This is a genomic window from Nocardiopsis sp. LOL_012 (assembly GCF_048060475.1).
Taxonomy (GTDB): Bacteria; Actinomycetota; Actinomycetes; order Streptosporangiales; family Streptosporangiaceae; genus Nocardiopsis.
This window is the reverse complement of sequence record NZ_JBHMIV010000002.1, coordinates 132,777-150,671: the sequence shown is the minus strand read 5'-3', so window position 1 is coordinate 150,671 and position 17,895 is coordinate 132,777. Positions and strand designations below refer to the sequence as shown.

Annotated in this window: 22 protein-coding genes and 1 pseudogene; 7 read left to right on the top strand and 16 right to left on the bottom strand. The window is 69.7% G+C overall.

The genetic code is table 11. The annotated features are described in order from the left end of the window. The first annotated feature begins 177 nt into the window (after positions 1-177). The 5 genes from ACFHWE_RS02070 (at position 178) to ACFHWE_RS02050 (ending at position 6,269) form a co-directional block, all read left to right on the top strand. On the top strand, positions 178-465 hold the full coding sequence (locus ACFHWE_RS02070) for a putative quinol monooxygenase (RefSeq protein WP_416598814.1): 288 nt from the start codon (positions 178-180) through the stop codon (positions 463-465). Between the two features lie 281 nt (positions 466-746). Next, positions 747-2,267, top strand: a complete 1,521-nt coding sequence (locus ACFHWE_RS02065; protein WP_416598813.1) for an ABC transporter substrate-binding protein — start codon at positions 747-749, stop codon at positions 2,265-2,267. A gap of 59 nt (positions 2,268-2,326) precedes the next feature. Next, positions 2,327-3,271: an ABC transporter permease gene (locus ACFHWE_RS02060; protein ID WP_416598812.1), complete on the top strand. Its 945-nt coding sequence runs from the start codon at positions 2,327-2,329 to the stop codon at positions 3,269-3,271. Beyond that, complete coding sequence (locus ACFHWE_RS02055; protein WP_416598811.1) at positions 3,268-5,229, top strand: dipeptide/oligopeptide/nickel ABC transporter permease/ATP-binding protein; 1,962 nt, start codon at positions 3,268-3,270, stop codon at positions 5,227-5,229. Before ACFHWE_RS02060 ends, ACFHWE_RS02055 begins: the two co-directional genes overlap by 4 nt. Further along, the gene (locus ACFHWE_RS02050; RefSeq protein ID WP_416598810.1) at positions 5,226-6,269 is read left to right on the top strand and encodes an ABC transporter ATP-binding protein; all 1,044 of its coding nucleotides are present in this window, start codon (positions 5,226-5,228) and stop codon (positions 6,267-6,269) included. The genes ACFHWE_RS02055 and ACFHWE_RS02050 overlap by 4 nt, the downstream gene beginning before the upstream one ends. Before the next feature lie 91 nt (positions 6,270-6,360). Here the strand turns inward: ACFHWE_RS02050 and ACFHWE_RS02045 are convergent, their stop codons facing one another. The 5 genes and pseudogenes from ACFHWE_RS02045 to ACFHWE_RS02025 form a co-directional block, all read right to left on the bottom strand. Beyond that, positions 6,361-6,543 (bottom strand): DUF397 domain-containing protein, encoded by a 183-nt coding sequence (locus ACFHWE_RS02045; RefSeq protein WP_416598914.1) that lies wholly within the window; start codon positions 6,541-6,543, stop codon positions 6,361-6,363. A 3-nt stretch (positions 6,544-6,546) separates the two neighbouring features. Then, positions 6,547-6,702 (bottom strand): annotated as a pseudogene (locus ACFHWE_RS02040) (DUF397 domain-containing protein); the annotation flags it as partial. A gap of 71 nt (positions 6,703-6,773) precedes the next feature. Next, positions 6,774-6,956 (bottom strand): DUF397 domain-containing protein, encoded by a 183-nt coding sequence (locus ACFHWE_RS02035; RefSeq protein WP_416598809.1) that lies wholly within the window; start codon positions 6,954-6,956, stop codon positions 6,774-6,776. Between the two features lie 7 nt (positions 6,957-6,963). Beyond that, the gene (locus ACFHWE_RS02030) at positions 6,964-7,614 is read right to left on the bottom strand and encodes a DUF5753 domain-containing protein (RefSeq protein WP_416598913.1); all 651 of its coding nucleotides are present in this window, start codon (positions 7,612-7,614) and stop codon (positions 6,964-6,966) included. After that, positions 7,583-7,813 carry a helix-turn-helix domain-containing protein gene (locus ACFHWE_RS02025; protein WP_416598808.1) on the bottom strand — a complete coding sequence of 77 codons (231 nt, stop codon included), beginning with the start codon at positions 7,811-7,813 and terminating at the stop codon, positions 7,583-7,585. The genes ACFHWE_RS02030 and ACFHWE_RS02025 overlap by 32 nt, the downstream gene beginning before the upstream one ends. 637 nt (positions 7,814-8,450) lie before the next feature. On the opposite strand from ACFHWE_RS02025, the gene ACFHWE_RS02020 reads away from it, so the two are divergent. Next, the gene (locus tag ACFHWE_RS02020) at positions 8,451-8,873 is read left to right on the top strand and encodes a hypothetical protein (RefSeq protein ID WP_416598807.1); all 423 of its coding nucleotides are present in this window, start codon (positions 8,451-8,453) and stop codon (positions 8,871-8,873) included. On the opposite strand, the gene ACFHWE_RS02015 is transcribed toward ACFHWE_RS02020, so the two are convergent. The 9 genes from ACFHWE_RS02015 to ACFHWE_RS01975 all read right to left on the bottom strand — a co-directional run bounded on the left by ACFHWE_RS02015 (position 8,870) and on the right by ACFHWE_RS01975 (position 16,448). Further along, positions 8,870-9,907 carry a hypothetical protein gene (locus ACFHWE_RS02015; RefSeq protein ID WP_416598806.1) on the bottom strand — a complete coding sequence of 346 codons (1,038 nt, stop codon included), beginning with the start codon at positions 9,905-9,907 and terminating at the stop codon, positions 8,870-8,872. The genes ACFHWE_RS02020 and ACFHWE_RS02015 overlap by 4 nt on opposite strands. Continuing rightward, positions 9,900-10,373, bottom strand: a complete 474-nt coding sequence (locus tag ACFHWE_RS02010) for a GlcG/HbpS family heme-binding protein (RefSeq protein WP_416598805.1) — start codon at positions 10,371-10,373, stop codon at positions 9,900-9,902. The genes ACFHWE_RS02015 and ACFHWE_RS02010 overlap by 8 nt, the downstream gene beginning before the upstream one ends. Beyond that, positions 10,370-11,155 (bottom strand): alpha/beta fold hydrolase, encoded by a 786-nt coding sequence (locus ACFHWE_RS02005; RefSeq protein ID WP_416598804.1) that lies wholly within the window; start codon positions 11,153-11,155, stop codon positions 10,370-10,372. The genes ACFHWE_RS02010 and ACFHWE_RS02005 overlap by 4 nt, the downstream gene beginning before the upstream one ends. Positions 11,156-11,184: 29 nt before the next feature. After that, complete coding sequence (locus ACFHWE_RS02000; protein ID WP_416598803.1) at positions 11,185-11,556, bottom strand: VOC family protein; 372 nt, start codon at positions 11,554-11,556, stop codon at positions 11,185-11,187. Beyond that, complete coding sequence (locus ACFHWE_RS01995) at positions 11,549-12,337, bottom strand: fumarylacetoacetate hydrolase family protein (RefSeq protein ID WP_416598802.1); 789 nt, start codon at positions 12,335-12,337, stop codon at positions 11,549-11,551. Before ACFHWE_RS01995 ends, ACFHWE_RS02000 begins: the two co-directional genes overlap by 8 nt. Before the next feature lie 16 nt (positions 12,338-12,353). Further along, positions 12,354-13,799: an NAD-dependent succinate-semialdehyde dehydrogenase gene (locus ACFHWE_RS01990; protein ID WP_416598801.1), complete on the bottom strand. Its 1,446-nt coding sequence runs from the start codon at positions 13,797-13,799 to the stop codon at positions 12,354-12,356. Then, positions 13,792-14,706, bottom strand: a complete 915-nt coding sequence (locus tag ACFHWE_RS01985; protein WP_416598800.1) for a VOC family protein — start codon at positions 14,704-14,706, stop codon at positions 13,792-13,794. Before ACFHWE_RS01985 ends, ACFHWE_RS01990 begins: the two co-directional genes overlap by 8 nt. A 113-nt stretch (positions 14,707-14,819) precedes the next feature. Further along, positions 14,820-15,755, bottom strand: a complete 936-nt coding sequence (locus ACFHWE_RS01980; protein WP_416598799.1) for a LysR family transcriptional regulator — start codon at positions 15,753-15,755, stop codon at positions 14,820-14,822. Positions 15,756-15,872: 117 nt separating this feature from the next. After that, positions 15,873-16,448: a carboxymuconolactone decarboxylase family protein gene (locus tag ACFHWE_RS01975; protein WP_416598798.1), complete on the bottom strand. Its 576-nt coding sequence runs from the start codon at positions 16,446-16,448 to the stop codon at positions 15,873-15,875. Positions 16,449-16,616: 168 nt separating this feature from the next. Between ACFHWE_RS01975 and ACFHWE_RS01970 the strand changes: the two genes are divergently transcribed. Next, positions 16,617-17,027 carry a cupin domain-containing protein gene (locus ACFHWE_RS01970; protein WP_416598797.1) on the top strand — a complete coding sequence of 137 codons (411 nt, stop codon included), beginning with the start codon at positions 16,617-16,619 and terminating at the stop codon, positions 17,025-17,027. On the opposite strand, the gene ACFHWE_RS01965 is transcribed toward ACFHWE_RS01970, so the two are convergent. Then, positions 17,028-17,540 carry a type II toxin-antitoxin system RelE family toxin gene (locus ACFHWE_RS01965; RefSeq protein WP_416598796.1) on the bottom strand — a complete coding sequence of 171 codons (513 nt, stop codon included), beginning with the start codon at positions 17,538-17,540 and terminating at the stop codon, positions 17,028-17,030. After that, positions 17,540-17,845 carry a type II toxin-antitoxin system Phd/YefM family antitoxin gene (locus tag ACFHWE_RS01960; protein ID WP_416598795.1) on the bottom strand — a complete coding sequence of 102 codons (306 nt, stop codon included), beginning with the start codon at positions 17,843-17,845 and terminating at the stop codon, positions 17,540-17,542. Before ACFHWE_RS01960 ends, ACFHWE_RS01965 begins: the two co-directional genes overlap by 1 nt. Between the last annotated feature and the right edge of the window lie 50 nt (positions 17,846-17,895).

The following is a 17,895-nucleotide window of genomic DNA, read 5'->3' as shown; positions in this document are numbered from 1 at the left end:
CTCCTCGTGACGTGTGTGGGTGAAGGCGCGGGGAGGCCGCGTCCTGGCAGCCCACGATAGGAACGGGGGGCGGTCGGGACCACGTGTCCGGGGACATCCATTGCTTGCGCGCCGCGCACTGCTGGGGGCTGGAGATCCGTGGTGGAATCTGCCCGAACCTCCAAGAAAGGGGCAGACATGCCGTACGCCGTGGTGGCCCACTACCGGTGCGAGCCGCAGGACGCCGACCTGGTCCGCGAGGCCCTGCTCAAGGCGCGTGAGCACACGCTGGACGAACCGGGGAACCTGGCCTACATCGTGCACGCCGACGCCGCGACCGAGGGCGCGTTCACGCTGTACGAGCAGTACGAGGACCGGGCGGCCTTCAACGCCCACGCGGCCTCGGAGCACTTCGCCGAGCACATCCTCGGCACGGTCCGGCCCCGGCTCGTGGAGCGCGACGTCCACTTCGGAGACGTGCTCTAGCGTCCACCGCCGATCATCGACGGCGGGGCGCACCCGAGAGAGGTCCTATGACCCGCCCTCGGGTGCGACCTGCCGCTTTTGTCATGTCTTGAGGGTGTAACAAAAAGACATCCCGACGTCCTCTGTACGAAACCGCATCCTAAGCTTGCGGTGTGACACGTAGCACACGCCTACTCCCGACGGCAGGATGAGGCCCTGTTCATCCGGTATTCACAGGCCCCTGACGAACGAACCCCCGGTTCGTCCCTTGTCAGTACGCCGTGAGGAGGCGTTCGAGAACCATGAGTGCAATCAAGACCCGATGGTCCACCGTGCCCGCGGCGGTAGCCGCGCTGGTGTTCCTGGCGGGATGCGGTGCGTCCGGCGGGGACGACGGGGACGCGGCGGCGAGCACGCTGTCCGTGAACTACGCCGGCTTCCCCGAGAGCTGGGCCCCCGGCGCGGAGATGGAACCCGGCTACATGCGGGTCCCCTACGAGAACCTCGTCTCCCTGAACGGCTCCGGCGAGATCTCCCCGGTGCTGGCCACCGACTGGGAGCAGACCGACACCGAGCTCACCCTGTTCCTGCGCGAAGGGGTGGTGTTCCACGACGGCACCCCGTTCAACGCCGAGGCGGTCAAGACCAACCTGGAGTACGTCAGGGACGGGACGGGCCCCTATGCGGGCTCGCTGTCGGTGATCGACTCGATCGACGTGGTCGACGACCACACCGTGCGGCTGAACCTCACCGAGTCCGCGCCCTCCCTGCTCACCACCCTCTCCACCCGCGCCGCCCCCATGGCCAGCCCGCAGGCGATCGAGGACGGGAGCGTCGCCGAACACCCCGTCGGCACCGGCCCGTGGTCCTACGACCCGGACTCCTCGACCACCGGTACGCGGATGGCCTTCGCCTTCTTCGACCAGTACTGGGACGGCGCGGACAGCGTCGGCTTCGACACCGTCGAGCTGTACGGCATCGAGGACGCCAACACGGCCGTGGGCGCGCTCACCAGCGGCGAACTCGACATCACCACCGCCGAGGTCGACCACCTGGAGCGGGTCGAGGGCGTGGAGGGCGTGGAGTCGCTAACCTACCCGGCCATCCGCAACAACCTCCTGTTCTTCGACCGCGGGGAGGGCGGCGTCTTCGAGGACGCCAACCTGCGCCAGGCGGTGTGCTACGCCCTGGAGGTCCCGGCCCTGACCGAGGTCATCCCCGACGTCACCCCGCGCCAGCAGCACTTCTCCGAGGGCGAGTCCGGCTACAGCGCAGACATCCCCGGCTACTCCCACGACCTGGACCAGGCGCAGGAGCTGTACGAGGAGGCCGGCAGCCCCGAGGTCGTCGTCGAGATGCTGGCCGCCCCGTTCAACTCCGACCAGATGGAGGTGTACGGCTTCCAACTCGCCGAACTGGGCATGGAGGTCACCGTCCAGACCGCGCCGCCGCCCCAGTGGTTCTCGGCCTGGTCCAGCGGCCAGTACCCCATGGGCGTGGGCAGCAACGACGAGCTGACCGCCTACGACTGGTACAACGCCTGGTTCGCCGCCGACGCCCCCGGCAACCCCGCGGGTGTGGAGAGCGAGGAGCTCAGGGCCGCCGCCGACGCCGCCATCGCCGCCGGGACCTCCGAGGAGGCCGACGAGCTGTGGGCCGAGGTCACCCGGATCATCTACGACGAGGCTCTGACCTGCGCCCACGTGGCGTCCGAGGAACTCATCCTCTGGCAGTCCCAGGAGGTGGACGGCGTCGGCGCCCCCACCCAGCCCTGGGAGCCGAACCTGGTCGACTACAAGAGCCTGCGCCCCACCGAGGGATAGGCGAGAAGCAAGAAGAAGGCCATGAGCATTCCCGAGTACGAAGCTAAGCGGAGGCAGTGATGGGCAAACTCATCGGCTACCGCCTCGCCATCGCCCTGCCACAGTTGGCACTGCTGTCACTGGTGGTGTTCTCCCTGACCTACCTGATCCCGGGCAGTCCGGCGGCGGCCGTCCTGGGAGTCCAGGCGACCCCCGACCGGATCGCCGAGGTGGAGGCACAGTTGGGCCTGGACCGGCCCTTCATGGTGCGCCTGGTCGAGTGGTACGGAAACGTGTTCGCCGGCGACTTCGGCAACTCCTACGTCTCCGGCCGACCGGTCATGGACCTGCTCCTGGAGAAGATGCCCGCGACCCTGTCGCTGGTGTTCGGCGGAGTGGTGGTGGCGCTGGTGCTCGGCATCGGCCTCGGGACGCTCGCGGGCATCCGGCCCGGCGGCGTCGCGGACCGCGTGATCGCGGCCGCGACGTCCGTCGGGCTGGCCGTCCCGCAGTTCTGGATCGGTCTGGTGCTGACCCTGGTGTTCGCCGTCAACCTGGGCTGGGTCCCCGTGATCGCCTACACGCCGATCTCCCAGGACCCCCTGGCCTGGCTGCACGGGCTGATCCTGCCCTCACTGGCGCTGGGGGTGAGCGCCGCGGCGCTCATCGCCCGCCAGACGCGCGCCGCGATGGTGGAGGCCCTCGCCTCGCGCTACGTCGACACGCTGACCGCGGCGGGCGTCTCCCCGCAGCGCGTCATCGTCCGCTACGGCCTCAAGAACGCGATGGTCCCGGTGCTGGCCGCCACGGGCATCACCTTCAGCATCATGATCGGCGCGAGCTTCGTCGTGGAGAAGGTCTTCGGCTTCCCCGGCGTGGGCAGCGCGATGCTCACCAGCGTGATCGGCAAGGACTTCCCCGTGGTCCAGGCCGGCGTGCTGCTCATCGCGTGCCTGGTCATCACCATCAACCTACTCATCGACGTGGGCTACGGCCTGCTCAACCCGAAGGCGCGTCCGCAATGAGTGAACCGCTGAAGAAATCCGACGCGGAGGAGGCACCCTCCAACGAGCGCACCTCCTCCGCCTCCGGCACCGCCCGGGTGCTCAGGCGGCTGGTACGCCAGCCTTCGGTCATCGCCTCGGCCGCCTTCCTCCTGCTCCTGGCACTGGCGTCGGCCCTGGCACCGCTGATCGTCCCCTACGACCCCAACCAGCCCGAACTCACCGCCACCCTGTTGGGCCCCTCGCCGGAGCACTGGCTGGGCACCGACGAGATGGGCCGCGACACCCTCAGCCGCCTGGTCTACGGCGCCCGGATCGCCCTCATCGTGGGGTTCGGCTCGGTGGCCATCGCGATGGCGATCGGTGTGCCACTGGGGCTGCTCCTGGGCTACCTCGGCGGCTGGTGGGACCGGCTGGGCAGCCGGACCATCGACATCTCCGACGCCCTGCCGGGCATGCTCGTCGGCTTCGTCGTCATCGCGATCCTGGGCCGCGGCCTGCTGCCGATGATGTTCGCGATCGGTGTCATCTTCTGTATGAACTTCGCCCGAATGACCCGTGCGGTGACGCTGGTGGAGCGGCGCAAGCTCTACGTCGAGGCCGCGCACGTGACGGGCCTGAGGGAGCGCGAGATCGTGTTCCGCCAGGTCCTACCCAACCTCGTCGGCCCCCTGGTCGTGCAGGGCGCGGTGTTCGTCGGATCGGCGATCATCGTGGAGTCGGCGCTGAGCTTCCTGGGCCTGGGGCTGGACAGCCACACCCCGACCTGGGGCGGGATGCTCAGCGTCGCCGCCGAGGAGCAGGTGCGCCAGCCCTTCCTGGCCTTCCCACCCGGTCTGGCGATCATCCTGAGCGTGCTCGCCTTCAACATCCTCGGCGACGGCGTCAACGACGCCATGAACAACACCCGCAAGAGGAAGCGGCCCCGGCTCGGGGCGCGCGGCGCCGCCCGTACGAAGGTCGTCCCGGCCGCCGAGCGCCGCGAGGTGCCGCCGGTGTCCGAATCCGCACTGCTGGAGGTGCGGGGCGTCACGGTCTCCGTGAACACCCCCGGGGCCGCGCCGGTGCCGCTGATCCGGGACGTGTCCCTGTCGGTGGGCCGCGGCGAGATGGTGGGCCTGCTCGGCGAGTCCGGTTCGGGCAAGTCGATGCTGGCCCGGTCCGTCCTGGGCCTGCTGCCCCCCGGCACCGAGCTCACCTCCGGTTCCATCCGCCTCGGCGGTAGGGAGCTGGCCCACCGCTCCGCGAAGGAGATGCGCGAGGTCCGCGGCAAGGAGCTGGCCGTGGTCTTCCAGGACCCCCTGGCCGCGCTCTCCCCCGTGCACACGGTCGGACAGCAGTTGGTCGAGCCGCTGCGGGCGCACCTGGGGATGTCGAGGTCGGCCGCCCGCGCCCGTGCCGCCGAACTGCTGGACCGGGTCGGCGTGGAGAACCCCCGGCGGCGGCTGGACGACTACCCGCACCAGTTCTCCGGGGGGATGGCCCAGCGCGTGGCGATCGCCATGGCGCTCACCGCCGAGCCCTCGCTGCTGATCGCCGACGAGGCGACCTCGGCCCTGGACGTAACGACGCAGAGCCAGGTCCTGGACCTGCTGTCGGACCTCAAGGACGAGTTCGACATGTCGATCCTGATGATCACCCACGACCTGGGCGTGGTTGCCGAGACGTGCGACCGCACCGCGGTGATGTACGCGGGCGAGGTGGTCGAGGCCGGCGGCGTGCACTCCCTGTTCGACCGGCCCCGGCACCCGTACACGGCGGCCCTGCTGGAGTCCAACCCCACGGGCGACGCCTCGGTGGACCGCCTGCCGACGATCCCCGGCCGGGTGCCGCTGGCCGGGGAGTGGCCCTCCGGGTGCCATTTCGCCAACCGCTGCGCGTTCGCCCAGGAGGGCTGCGCGAGCGGACCCGTACCCATCGCCGACGGCGTGCGCTGCCTGCGTACCGGCGAGTTGACCCTGGAGGTGTCGGTGCGATGAGCACCCCACGCGAACGGCTCCTGGACGTCAGGAACCTGACAGTGGACTACGAGTCCGGTTCGGCGCTGAACCGCCGCCGGTTCCGCGCCATCGACTCGGTGAGCCTGGACCTGCGGCGGGGCGAGACCCTGGGCGTGGTCGGCGAATCCGGTTCGGGCAAGAGCACGACCGGGCGGGCCGTCCTCCGTCTGGTGGAGGCCAGCGACGGGACGATCGACTTCGACGGGCTCGACGTGACGGCGCTGGGCCGCAGGACGCCGCTGTCCTACCGCCGCGACGTGCAGGCGGTGTTCCAGGACCCCTCGTCCTCGTTCAACCCGCGCCACCCGGTGTCGAAGTCGCTGACCAGCGCGCTGCGCCGCCACGGAATCGGGGCGAACCGCGCGGAACGGGAGGAGCTGGTCGCCGAGGCCTTCGAGCGGGTCGGTCTGTCCCGGGCGCACATGCGCCGGTTCCCCTCGGAGCTGTCGGGCGGCCAGCAGCAGCGGATCGCGATCGCGCGGGCGCTCGCCCTCCAGCCGAAGCTGGTGGTGTGCGACGAGGCGGTGAGCGCGCTGGACCTGTCCACCCAGAGCCAGATCATCAACCTCCTGGCCGACATCCAGGAGTCGACGGGCATGAGCTACCTGTTCGTCGCCCACGACCTGCGGGTGGTGCGCCACATCTCGGACCGGATCGCGGTCATGCACGCGGGCCGGGTGGTGGAGCTGGCGCCGACGGAGCAGTTGTTCGAGTCGCCCAAGCACCCGTACACGCGGGCGCTGCTCGCGGCCAGTCCGGCGGCGCACCCGGAGGGGCGCGAGCGGCGCCGGGCGCGGCGCAAGGCCCACGAGTCGAACCGGCAGGGCTCGGAGGCGGTGCCGCGCGGGGAGGCGGGGTGCCTGTTCCGCGACCGCTGCGGCAGGGCGATGGAGGTGTGCCGGACGCGCACCCCCGTGACCCGTGAGGTGGCGGGCGGCACACGGGTGGCCTGCCACCTCTACGAGGAGGGCCTGGCCGACCAGGTAACGCCGCTTCCGGAGAAGGCCAGGGCGTCCTGACGGCCGGCCCCCGCACGCAGGGACGCGGGGGCCGATCGGCGGGTTCGACGTGGGAAAGGGGAGCCCCCGCGAGGCGGGGGCTCCCCGGTGTCTAGGCCCCCGCGCTGCTCAGGAACGCCGCCCATTCGGCGGCGGGGAACGGAAGCTCTCCCCGCTCAGGGTGCCTGGAGTCACGGAGCACAGAGCCTCCGGTTACATCGGCAACGGCAACGCAGTTACTCCGGTCGCTGTAGGTGGATGTACGGAAGTGAAGTCCGGATCCCCTGTATCGCACCCGGGCGAGGAAACCGTGCCATTCCGCTGCGGAGAAGGTCAGTCGGGCGCCGTCACGGTGCTGGGTGTCACGAACGTCGGCACCGGTACTGTGCTCTCGCACCTCGACGCACTCGTTGTTGCCACCGCTGTAGGACGACTTGTGCCACTCAGCCACCATTGATCCTCTTCATCTCGTCGCGGACGACTTCCAGGAAGCAGTCCAACCCGGCCCCCTTCTCCCTGTGCGCATCAGCGCTGGGCAGCCTCCAGGAACGCGGCCCACTCGGCAACAGGGAACGCGATGTGCCCCAGCTCCGGCTGGGTGGAGTCCCGAACAGCGGACGCGCCGGGCACGTCCGCAACCTCGACGCACTCCTGAGCGGTGGTGCTGTACGAGGACTTACGGAAGTTCAACGGATGGGTCAGGTACACGGTTGTCCTAGTCGGTGAGTCGGTTCAGGTAGTGCACGGACTCAGCTGGAGACAGAGCCGTGCCCTGGAGATGATCCAAGACGTCGCGGTAGTCCGCGATCTGTTCCGGATCCTCCAGGTAGAGCCCATCGTGCCGTGTCTCCAGATACACGATGGGCCGGTCTACGGAGTTGGGGAAGTCCAACAGGACGAATGGGCCACCCGTGCCAGCGTGTAGTCCCGTCGAAAACGGCAGCACCTGCACGGTGATGTTCGGGTACTCGGTCATAGCCACCAGATGACGGAGTTGGTCGCGCATCACCTCGGGGTCAGTGGCGTTCGCCGGTCGGGCAAGGGTGGCCTCGTCGATGATCGCCCACAGCCGTGGCGGGGTCTCGTGCTTGAGGATGCGCTGTCGGCGCTGTCGCGCGTCGACAACCCGCTCGATGCCGTCAGTTTGAGTGAGGGCCGCTCTCGCGGACGCAGCCGCGTATTCGGGGGTCTGGAGTAGCCCAGGAATAGCACCGACCTGATATGTCGCAATAGATGACGCTTCAGCCTCGAATCCGAAGTACGGCCCTGCGAAGTCCGAGTACTTCGTCCACCAGCCCTTGATGCGGGACTGTCGGGTCAGCTCAAAGAGCGCTTCACGGCGCTGTTGGTCGGTGACACCGTAGATGTCCAGAAGTAGGCCGATATCGGTGACGTAGGGGCGCAGTCGCTTCCCGGTTTCGATGTTGGCAATTTTCGCGGGACCATTCGAGCTTCTTCGCCGCCTGCTCCAGGGTGAGCCCAGCCGCCGCACGTAGCTGCTTCAGCTCTTCAGAAAGTCTGCGGCGCCGGATGGTCGGGCTGAAGTCAGACGCGGGTTCGGGCATGCGTCGATGGTATGGGCGTGAGTACCTTGTGGCCAATGTCCGATTCACCTTATTGTCCCCACAGTGATGGATTCACTTCATGGACTTAAAAAACGGTGATTCACTGTTCTAGATGGACCATACCAACCCGATCGTGATCCTCATGGGCCTTCGCCGAAGGAGCCGCCCTGTGCGCTGCCTGCTGCTGTCCCTGCTGATGCTGTGGCCCCCCGCGTCGGCCACGGCCCGAACCGCCGCCTCCAGCCTGCGCCGCCGCTCCGGGCGGGTGCGCCGCTACGCCCGACCGCTCCCTCCCACCCGCCCCTCCGTGATCACCGGCCCCATCCCGCTGCTCGGCGGCACCTTCCCCGCCACCCCCACCGGCGCGACGGGGCGGCCCGATGAGCGACGCCGAGATCCGCCACGCGCTGGACGCCCTGATCGCGAGCCGCTGAATCGTCTCCTTCGACGAGGACGCCCACGGGACCCGCACCTACTACGCGATCCGCCCCGTGGGCTGGACCGGCCCCGGCGACCCCTTCGAACGCCTGGAGGCCCCCACCTACCGGGGCCTGTTCACACTCCTGGCCCGCCGCAGCGTCCCGGCCCAGCGCCCGCCCCTGAACGGAGACGCCTCACGACCCCGCCGGTACGCACGGTGTGCGACATCCGCCGGCTCCCCGACCTACCCGCCCTGGACCGGTGGGCCGCCCGGCACCGAACCCGGGTGCGCTGGCTCGGCGCCACCCTGGAGGGCGGCGAGGTGTGGGGCACCACCCACGGCGTCACCACCCGCGTGTGCGTCACCGCCCCCGACGGCCGCCCCCACCCGCCGATCTGGCGCTCCCCGCTGGAGCCCCGCCCGGCGGCCGAACCCCCGGACCGGACCGGCCCCGACGACGGCCCCCTCACCCCCGAGGAGGAACGCGCCGTACGCGTCCAGGGCGAGGGCCCCCTGGGGCGGGGCCGGGGCTCGCTGTCCTGTGGCCGGGGTTCGTTGTCATGGCCGAGGTTCGTCCTGCGACGAAGATGGGCGTCGATCTTCGTCCTGGGGAGAACCTCGGCCACAGGGTGCCGCTAGAGCTCGTTGCCCCAGCACATGCGGGCGACGGTCTCCACGTGGACCAGCTTGCGCCGCTGCTCGTCCTCGCTGAGCACGGCTCGGCCGGCCTGGTCGGAGAAGCCCTCGCTGGGGCTCACCGCCAGGTCGTCGATGTCCTTGACCTCGGCGGCGGCGTCCATCCGGGCCACGATCGCGTCGATGTCCTCCAGCTCGGCGGTCCGCGGGCTGACCACGCCCAGGCAGGCGTCGCGGTCGGCGGGCACCGCCCGCAGCAGGTCCATCTCGCCCTCGGTGCCCTTGCAGAAGGGCAGCACCCACCGGTCCACCGGCACCTCGGCGAACACGCGGGCGGCGGCCTCGGTGTCCACCTCCCCCTTCGCCGAGTGCGTGGGGCACAGCCCCACCCGGACGTCCTCGGGCTTGTTCAGGCCCTCCACCGCCGCGGAGTCCAGCGCGATGCAGTCGTCCAGGGACAGGTAGGGCGTGCGCCCCGGCGACAGGTGCCGTGCGTAGGCGAAGTCGTTGATCTGGACGAGCCTGGCGCCGCGGTCGATGGCGAGCTGGATCTCGTCGCGGATGATGCGGGCGATCTCCTCGCCCAGCTCGCGCACGCTCTTCCACGGGCCGCCCGGGTCGAAGGTCTGCGCCGCCAGCCAGGCCGGGGAGGGCAGGTTCACCTTGGGCACGGTCCAGGGGTGCTCACGGATGTAGGACACCCAGTCGGCGACCAGCGGGCGCCGCACCTTCAGCTCGCTCTCGGCCACCCACCTGGGGCGACCGTAGGCGTCCGCACCGTCGGTCTCGCGGAACCCCTCCACCGCGTCGAACACGGAGCTGCGGATGTCGTCGCGCGGGAAGTCGCCGTCGGTGGTGACCGTGTAGTACAGCTTCTTCTGCGCCCACACGGCCTGGGTGACGGCCTCCTGCTCAGCGGCGCGCATCTCCTCCTCGTCGATGGCTCCGGCCTTGCCGCGGCGGCGCGCCTCCATCAGGCCCGTGGGGCGGACGAGGCTGCCGTGGTGGTCGATGCGGAACTTGAAATCGTCAGCCACGCTTGTCGTCTCCTTCGTCCTTGTGCTGGGCGGAGCCGGCCCAGGCGGGGAAGTCCAGTTCGTAGCCGAACGAGGAGAGCACCTCGTCGCAGATCCGCTGGTCCTCCTCGCCGGTGCCGCCGGAGATGCCCAGGCCGCCGATGATCTCGCCGTCGCGTTTGATGGTCACGCCGCCCTCGGTGGCGACGATGGGCTGGTTTCCCATCTGCGAGAGCTGCGCGAAGAAACCGGGGTTGCTCTGCGCCCAGGGCTGGAGCATGCGGCTGGGACGGCGCATCACGGAGGCGGTGTAGGCCTTGGCCAGCGCGATGCTGGGGGTGAGCGGCCGCGCGCCGTCGGAGCGCTTGGCCAGCACGAGGAACCCGCCGTCGTCGACGATGGCGATGCTGAACGCCTTGCCGATCGCCTGCCCGCCCTTGAGCGCGGCCTCGGCGATCTCCTCGGCCTGGGCCAGGGTGAGCTTCATGAGTGGGCCTTCCTTTCGGTGAGGGTGTCGCGGACCCGGGCGACGGCGGCGTTGAACAGCTCGGGCGCCTCCCAGTACATGGAGTGCGGGGCGTCCGGCACCAGCTCCAGGAGGGATCCGGGCAGGAGCTCGTGCGCGCGCGTGACCGTGGCGGGGCTGATCACGGCGTCCTTCTCGCCCGCCAGGAAGCAGACGGGGACCCCGGAGGCGGTGATCTCCTCGATCGTGGGGCCGCCGGTGGACAGATTGCGCAGGTCGGCCATCTTAGCGACGTTGAACGTGCCCATCTGCTGGAACAGGAAGGTGCGCGCCTTCTCGTTCTCCTGGAAGTCCTTGCTCAGCAGCCGGTCGATCACCGGGAGCTTGACGGCCTCGGCGCGGTCGGCCGCGACCAGGTCCGAGAGCTCGGGGTGGCTGAGCCCGCCCAGGGAGTGGGCGAGGACGACACCGCTGATCCGCTCGGGGCAGGCCAGGGCGACCCGCAGGGCGGCCACGGCGCCGATGGACTGGCCGACGAGCATGACGTCGGTGAGGTCCTCGGCCTCCAGGACGGCGGTGATGTCGCCGGGGAACTCCAGGCTGTCGAACTCGGCCATGGAGGAGTCGGAGTTGCCGAAGCCCCGCAGGTCGACGGTGACGACGGTGTAGCGGTCGCGCAGCGCGGCGACCTGCTGCCACCAGGCGGCGTGGTGGCCGCCGGAGCCGTGCACGAGCAGGACCGCCGGGCCGGAGCCGTGGACCTCGTAGTAGATGGCGGAGCCGTCGGACTTGGCGTAACCCATCGTTGTTCTCCTTGCTCGGAACCGAAGGGCTATTCCGGACGGTTGCCGTGGTAGACCAGCTCGATCATGGTGTGGTCGGGGTCGTGGATGTAGCAGAACATCGAGTTGTTCTCGGGGCGCCGGATGGGGCGGGTGTGCCGGATGCCCAGCTCCTTGAGGTGGGTGAGGAAGCCGTCCCAGTCGTCCACCTCGATGGCGAAGTGGTAGGGCGCCATGCGCTCCATCTCCTCCACCGGCGTGAAGTGGAGGTCGAAGTTGCCGCGAGTCATCAGGACGACCCGGGTGTTGCTCTTGGGGGTGATGGCCTTGAGCCCGAAGACCTTGGAGTACCACTCCTTGGTCCGCTCGGGGTCGGTGGTCGGGAAGTTCACGTGGTGGATGTAACGGGGCCGGTTACTCATGGCTTCGTCCTTCGTCGGGGTGGCTGAGCCGGACGGGGTTCGACAGGGTGCCGATCCCACTGATCTCGATGTCCACGGTGTCGCCCGGTTCGAGCTGGCAGGTGCCGTCGGCCCCCATCCAGAGCACGTCTCCGGGGTGCATCGTGAGGTGGCGGGTGGCTTCGACGATGTACTCGTAGGGGTCGAAGATCATGTCGCCGGTGGCGAAGGCCTTCCTCGTCTCGCCGTTGACCCGCATGGTGGTGGTCTGGGCCAGGGGGTCGACGTCGGTCTCGATCCAGGGGCCCATGGGTTTGAAGGTGTCGCTGTTCTTGCTGCGCCAGAAGGAGCGGTCGGCGTGCTGCCACTCCCGGGCGCTGACGTCGTTGCCGACCGTCCAGCCGAAGACGCCGGCGCGGGCCTGCTCGTAGGTGGCGTGGCGCAGGGTGCGGCCGATCACGGCGACCACCTCGCCCTCGGCCTCGAACCGGCCGGTGACCTCGGCCGGCTTGACGATCGGCGCGCCGTGGCCGGTGAGGGCGTTGTTGGCCCGGTAGCCCACCTCGGGGCGCTCGGGGACGGCGCCCGGGTAGCCGTGGGCGAGGGCATGGGCGGCGTGGTCCTTGTAGTTGAGGCCCACGGCGTAGAACACCCCGGGCACCACGGGCGGCAGGAGGCGGGCCTCCTCCAGGGACAGGGCCGGGCCGGTGGGGGCGGGTTCACCCTCCAGGGGCGAGCCGTCCAGCAGCAGGACGGTGCCCTCCTCCACCCGGCCCCAGGCGGGCCCGGCCTGCGTCGACACGCGGCAGTACCTCACCTCAGGCCTCCAGCAGGTGGGAGACGCGCTTGGTGACGAGGTAGGCGTCCAGTCCCTCGGGGCCGCCCTCGCGGCCGTAGCCGCTGGACTTGACGCCGCCGGAGGGGGCCTCGTGCACGGAGCCGCCGCAGTGGTTGATCGACAGGATCCCGGCCTCCAGGCCCCGCACGAGGCGTTCGGCGGTGGCCGCCGACTCGGTGAAGCCGTAGGCGGCCAGGCCGTAGGGCAGGGCGTTGGCGGTGCGCAGCGCGTCGTCGAGGTCGGTGAAGGAGGTGATGGGCGCAACGGGGCCGAAGGGCTCCTCGGACATGATCCGGGCCTCGTCGGGCACGCCGGTCAGGACGGTGGGGGCGAAGAAGTAGCCGGGCCGGTCCAGGCGGAAGCCGCCGCAGCGGACCTTCGCGCCGCGGCCGACGGCGTCGGCGACCAGTTCCTCCATGGCGGCCAGGCGGCGGTCGTTGGCCAGCGGCCCCATGGTGACGCCCTCGGCGAGGCCGTCGCCGATGACGACCTCCTCGGCGGCCTCGGTGAAGGCCTCGGTGAACGCCTCGACGAGGGAGGCGTGCACGAGGAAGCGGCTGGGCGAGGTGCACACCTGTCCGGCGTTGGCGAACTTGGCGGCGGCGGCGCGCTTGGCGGCGGCCACCGGGTCGGCGTCGGCGCAGACGATGACGGGGGCGTGGCCGCCCAGTTCCATGAGGGAGGGCTTCATGGCCTGCCCCGCCGCGGCGGCCAGCAGCTTGCCGACGGGGATGGAGCCGGTGAAGGCCACCAGCCTGGTCTGGGGGGCGGCGATCAGGTGCGCGGAGACCTCGGCGGGTTCGCCGAAGACCAGGTTGAGGGCGCCGGCGGGCAGTCCGGCCTCGTCGAAGCAGCGGACGATCTCGCAGGCGGTGCCGGGGGTCTCCTCCGAGGCCTTGATGACGATGGAGCACCCGGCGGAGAGCGCGGCGGCGATCTTGCGCATGGGCGATCCGGCCGGGAAGTTCCAGGGGGTGAACGCGGCGACGGGGCCGATGGGTTCGCGGCGCACCGACAGCAGGGTGCCGGGGGCGGAGGGGATGACGCGCCCGTAGGCGCGGCGGGCGTCGTCGGCGTCCCAGCGCAGGGTGTTGGCCACGCGCAGCGCCTCGCCCCGCGCCTCCCGGAAGGGTTTGCCCTGTTCGGTGCTCATGAGGCGGCCGACGCGGTCGGCTCGGGCGGTGAGGCGGTCGGCGGCCTCGTGCAGGATCGCGGTGCGCTCGGCGACGGGTGTGGCGCTCCAGGCCTCGAATCCGGTGACGGAGGCGGCCAGGGCGCGGTCGAGGTCGGCGGCGGTGGCCAGCGGCACCTCGCCGAGGGTCTTCTCGTTGGCCGGGTTGACCACCGGGGCGGTGCGGCCGTCGCCTCCCTCGCACCACGCGCCGTCGATGTACATGCGCAGGGTGGGGTAGGTGGGTTCAGTCATTGCGGTTCTCCCGTGAGGTGCGCAGCGTCCAGAGGGTGTGGGGCGGCGCGGTCTCGTGGACGCGGGGGCCGTAGGAGTCGTCGACCCGGTCCATGTCGGCCGCGTACTCCACCCGTCCGCCGCACGGTGCGTGCAGGAAGCGGAAGACGTTGGAGCCGATGGTGTGGCGCCCCAGGCGCCGGGACTCCATCCAGCCGCGCTCGATCATGTGGTTGGCGCCCTCGACGACGTCGTCGAACCCGGGGACCTCCAGCGCGATGTGGTTCATTCCGGCGCGGTCGGGGCGGTGGCAGAGCAGGAAGTTGTGGTGCTCGACGTCGTCGGAGCACCGCATGAAGGTGCCGACGGGTTCGACGACGTCGGTGGGGACGAAGCCGAGCCGGTCGAGGTAGAGGCCGACGGCCTCCTCCCGGCCCTCCTTGGGGATGTTCAGGGCGACGTGGCAGATCCGGATGGGGCGGGCCCGCTGGATGGACTCCAGGGGTTCGCTCACGCGGTTCACGTCGCCGGTGGTGTTGCGGGGGCGGGGCTGGGGCGGGGTGAAGCCGCCGTCGTCGGCCAGGGCCAGGCCCAGGCCGAAGCCGGTCCCGTCGACGGTGTGGTGGACTCCGTCCTCGGTGCGGTGCACCTCTCGGTCGGCGGCGAGACGGGCGACGAGGGTGTCGAGTTCCTCGGCGGTGTCGACGCCCCAGACCACCTCGCGGAGGGTGGGCCCCTCCTCCAGGGGCGGGGGGAGGAAGTCGTCGGGGTCGGTCTGGAGCCGGATCTTCTGTCCGGCCAGGGTCGCGAAGACGGCCTCGATGGGGCTGGCCCTGACGAGGGTCAGCCCGAGGTCGCCGAAGAAGCGCATACTCTCCGTGAGGGAATCAACACCGTAGGTCACTGATTCGATGCGCTGGATTCCCACTGCCGCCACCTCTCTCGTGGTCGTGGACGGGTTGGCCACCGCCGACACTGGTGATCCTAGGAAGCCCCCGAAGAGGCGATCAATAGTGCGAACGGCGCTGATGGCTCAATCGTTTATTGCGCGCGGCGCGGGGCGGGCGCCTGGCCGTAGGACGGGATGGGGTTGGCGGAGAACCACTCCGTCATGAAGTCGAGGAAGACCTTGACCTTGCGCGGGGTGTGCTGCGCCGGCCCGTAGATGGCGTACAGGGACCGGTCGGGGACCGGCAGGTCCGGGAGCAGGACGCGCAGCGAGCCCTCCACCAGGTCGTCGTAGGCGGAACGGTGCGGGATCAGCGCGATGCCCCGGCCGTGGACGGCGGCCTTCTTGAGTGCGAGGTAGGAGTTGGACTGGAAGACGGCGTTGCGGATCTTGTGCAGCGTGCTCTCGTGGCCGTGGCCGATCCGCCAGACCGGGTCGTTGACGTGCACCAGGCAGTCGTGGTCGGCCAGGTCGTTGGGGGAGGCCAGCTCACCGCGGCGCTTGACGTAGTCCTCGGAGGCGCACAGGACGAACGGCAGGGCGGCGACCTTCTTCAGCCGGACACTGGAGTCGCGCAGGTCCCGGGTGTGGAAGGCGACGTCGAACCCGCTGTCGAGGAAGTCGTAGGTGCGGTCGGACAGTCCGCCCAGCTCGAAGCGCACGTTGATCTTCGGATGGGCCAGCGAGAACGCGGCCACGGCATCGCCCAGGTCGAGGCTGCCGATCCACTTGGGACAGATGATGGACAGCGTCCCCTCCGGCCGGTCGTGGATCCCGGCGATGCTGGCGTCCTCCTCGTCGATCTCGTCGAGGACCCGCTGGGCGAACTCGCTGTAGCGCGCGCCGAGTTCGGTGAGGCTGACCGACCGCGCGGTGCGGTTGACCAGCCGCACGCCGATCTGCTTCTCCAGGTCGGCCACGTGGCGGGAGATGAGTGAGCCCGACGTCCCGAGTGTCTTGGCCGCTCCGCTGAAACTGCCGACCTTGGCGACGGTGACGAAGCTGCGCATGACGAGAAGACGGTCCATGATCACCTTTCGGGTTGCTGGGGCGAGTGCCCCAGGTCACACCACCCATAGTGCACGTGAAGCCTAGCCAAAGGCCTATACAAGTACCAAATATGATATTCGTTGCAATTCGGACATCTAGGCGTCCTCGACTCGGGCGTAGCCGCGGATGTCGGGGAACGGCGGCGTCCGGTCGGCCTGGAGGTCCACCTCGAAGGCGTTGAGCAGCATGCCCAGCATGGTGAAGTTGCCCAGCGCGCCCACCGCGTCCACCAGGCCCTGCGCGCCGAAGTGCCGCTCCGCCGCGCGGAAGGTGTCCTCGGAGACCAAGCGCTCCTCCAGCAGCTCCTGGCAGAAGCGGTAGAAGGCGGCGTCCTCCTCCCGGTCGAACTCCGGTTCGCGGCGCTCGGCGATCGCCCGCACGGCCTCGGCGGGGATGCCCGACTCCACGGCCTTGTCCACGTGCGCGTTCCAGGAGTACTGGGCGTCGCGGTGGCGCGCGGCCATCAGCAGTGTCAGCTCGCGCAGGCGCAGGGGCAGGGAGGACTCGAACCGGCAGAACGCGCCGAGCGACTCGACCCGCTCGCACAGCTCCGGGCTGCGCAGCCACACCTGGTAGGGGCCGCGCACCGCGCCGCGGCGGCCGGCGATGCGGTCGGCCATCTCCTTCTGGCGGCCGCTCATCTCGTTCGGGTCGATCTTGGGCACTCGCATGGGGAACCTCGCTTCGGGGACGGTTGCAGAGCGACCGTACTGCGCGTTCCGCGCCGCTCACAGAGCCCCGGACGCAAGGTAAAGATGCACGCCGCACGGCTCCCCGCGGGCCGCCGACCGGCCTAGCCTCGAAGCGTCCCGAGAGCCGGGCGACGTGAGGAGGAGACCGTGACGGTCATCATCAAGGCGGCGGAGGTGCCCGTGCTCGACCGGGGCGGGGCGGTCTCGACCACCCCGCTGGTCACCAGGGCCGCGGCCGGCGAGGAGAACCGGATCACGAGCGGGATGAGCGTCTACCCCGTGGGCTCGGGGGCGCCGATGCACTCGCACAACTGCGACGAGCACGTCACCGTCCTGGAGGGCGAGGCCGAGGTGCTGGTGGAGGGGAGGGTGACCCGGCTCAGCCGGTTCGACACCACCTACATCCCCTCGCCGCTGCCGCACCTGTTCCGCAACGTGGGCGACACGCCCCTGCGGATCCTGTGGGTGTACACCTCGGCCACCGTGACGCGCACGTTCACCGAGACGGGCGTGACGGTGGAGCACCTGTCCCCCGAGGACCAGATGGGCAGGGACTAGTCAACGCGGCCGGGACCGGAAATCGGCCCACCGGTCCACGGCCTGTTCCAAGTCAAGGGCCGCTACCTCCTCAGGAGGCATGCCCGCGGTGTGGATCAGACGTTCAGCCAACCAATCCGGGACCGGCTCTCTGCGAGGAGTCGGGTCCGCAGTTCCTCTTGGGAAGCCGAGCCGCTCGATGACAACGGCAAGCCTCCAGGCAACGACATTGTCCCTGGAGACCCCACGAACCCGTCGGGCGGCTTCCGCATAGACCTGCGCATCAGCTCGTGCTCCCACAGCCCAGACCTCACAGATCTCCACATGCTTGTCATCGGCCACCCGGTACACAATCCGCCAGCTATTGCGCCCGACGACCAGCTTGCGGAACCCTGTGAGCTCACCCCCCAGTGGATATCCCGCTTCGGGATTCTGTTCCAAGAGAACGACCTTCTTAAGGACCTTCGAAACGACGTCAGGCCCGAGACGGCGCAGGTCGTCGACTGCCTGAGCAGTGAAAGTGATCTCGACCATCAGTCCTCAGGAAGCTCCTCAAGCGAGGCGCGGGTATGCCCGAAAGCAGCCAGGACGTCATCCAAGGACGTCCGTTGACCGTCATCCGTAAGTGCGCGTGCCATGACCAGGGCGAGATCCCTCAGGTCCGCCTCAGCCCGTTCGAGTTCGGCGAGCCGGGAGAAGGCGACTACGGCTGCCACAGGCTCACCCCGCCGCGTAACGATAACCTCGCTGCCCTGCTCCGCTTCGTGGACGACACCGGCGACTCCACGTCTGGCCGCATCGGTGACACTGATCTGCTGGGTGTGCTGAAGAATCACCATGACCTAACTGTATAGAAAAATATACAGATCGGCGAGAGGTGATTGAGAGC

Bases quoted from the DNA above. Each gene is read 5' to 3' on its own strand.
- ACFHWE_RS02070 (WP_416598814.1), top strand. From the start codon at position 178: ATGCCGTACGCCGTGGTGGCCCACTACCGGTGCGAGCCGCAGGACGCC.
- ACFHWE_RS02065 (WP_416598813.1), top strand. From the start codon at position 747: ATGAGTGCAATCAAGACCCGATGGTCCACCGTGCCCGCGGCGGTAGCC.
- ACFHWE_RS02060 (WP_416598812.1), top strand. From the start codon at position 2,327: ATGGGCAAACTCATCGGCTACCGCCTCGCCATCGCCCTGCCACAGTTG.
- ACFHWE_RS02055 (WP_416598811.1), top strand. From the start codon at position 3,268: ATGAGTGAACCGCTGAAGAAATCCGACGCGGAGGAGGCACCCTCCAAC.
- ACFHWE_RS02050 (WP_416598810.1), top strand. From the start codon at position 5,226: ATGAGCACCCCACGCGAACGGCTCCTGGACGTCAGGAACCTGACAGTG.
- ACFHWE_RS02025 (WP_416598808.1), bottom strand. From the start codon at position 7,813: ATGCCCGAACCCGCGTCTGACTTCAGCCCGACCATCCGGCGCCGCAGA.
- ACFHWE_RS02010 (WP_416598805.1), bottom strand. From the start codon at position 10,373: ATGAAGCTCACCCTGGCCCAGGCCGAGGAGATCGCCGAGGCCGCGCTC.
- ACFHWE_RS02005 (WP_416598804.1), bottom strand. From the start codon at position 11,155: ATGGGTTACGCCAAGTCCGACGGCTCCGCCATCTACTACGAGGTCCAC.
- ACFHWE_RS02000 (WP_416598803.1), bottom strand. From the start codon at position 11,556: ATGAGTAACCGGCCCCGTTACATCCACCACGTGAACTTCCCGACCACC.
- ACFHWE_RS01990 (WP_416598801.1), bottom strand. From the start codon at position 13,799: ATGACTGAACCCACCTACCCCACCCTGCGCATGTACATCGACGGCGCG.
- ACFHWE_RS01980 (WP_416598799.1), bottom strand. From the start codon at position 15,755: ATGGACCGTCTTCTCGTCATGCGCAGCTTCGTCACCGTCGCCAAGGTC.
- ACFHWE_RS01975 (WP_416598798.1), bottom strand. From the start codon at position 16,448: ATGCGAGTGCCCAAGATCGACCCGAACGAGATGAGCGGCCGCCAGAAG.
- ACFHWE_RS01965 (WP_416598796.1), bottom strand. From the start codon at position 17,540: ATGGTCGAGATCACTTTCACTGCTCAGGCAGTCGACGACCTGCGCCGT.
- ACFHWE_RS01960 (WP_416598795.1), bottom strand. From the start codon at position 17,845: ATGGTGATTCTTCAGCACACCCAGCAGATCAGTGTCACCGATGCGGCC.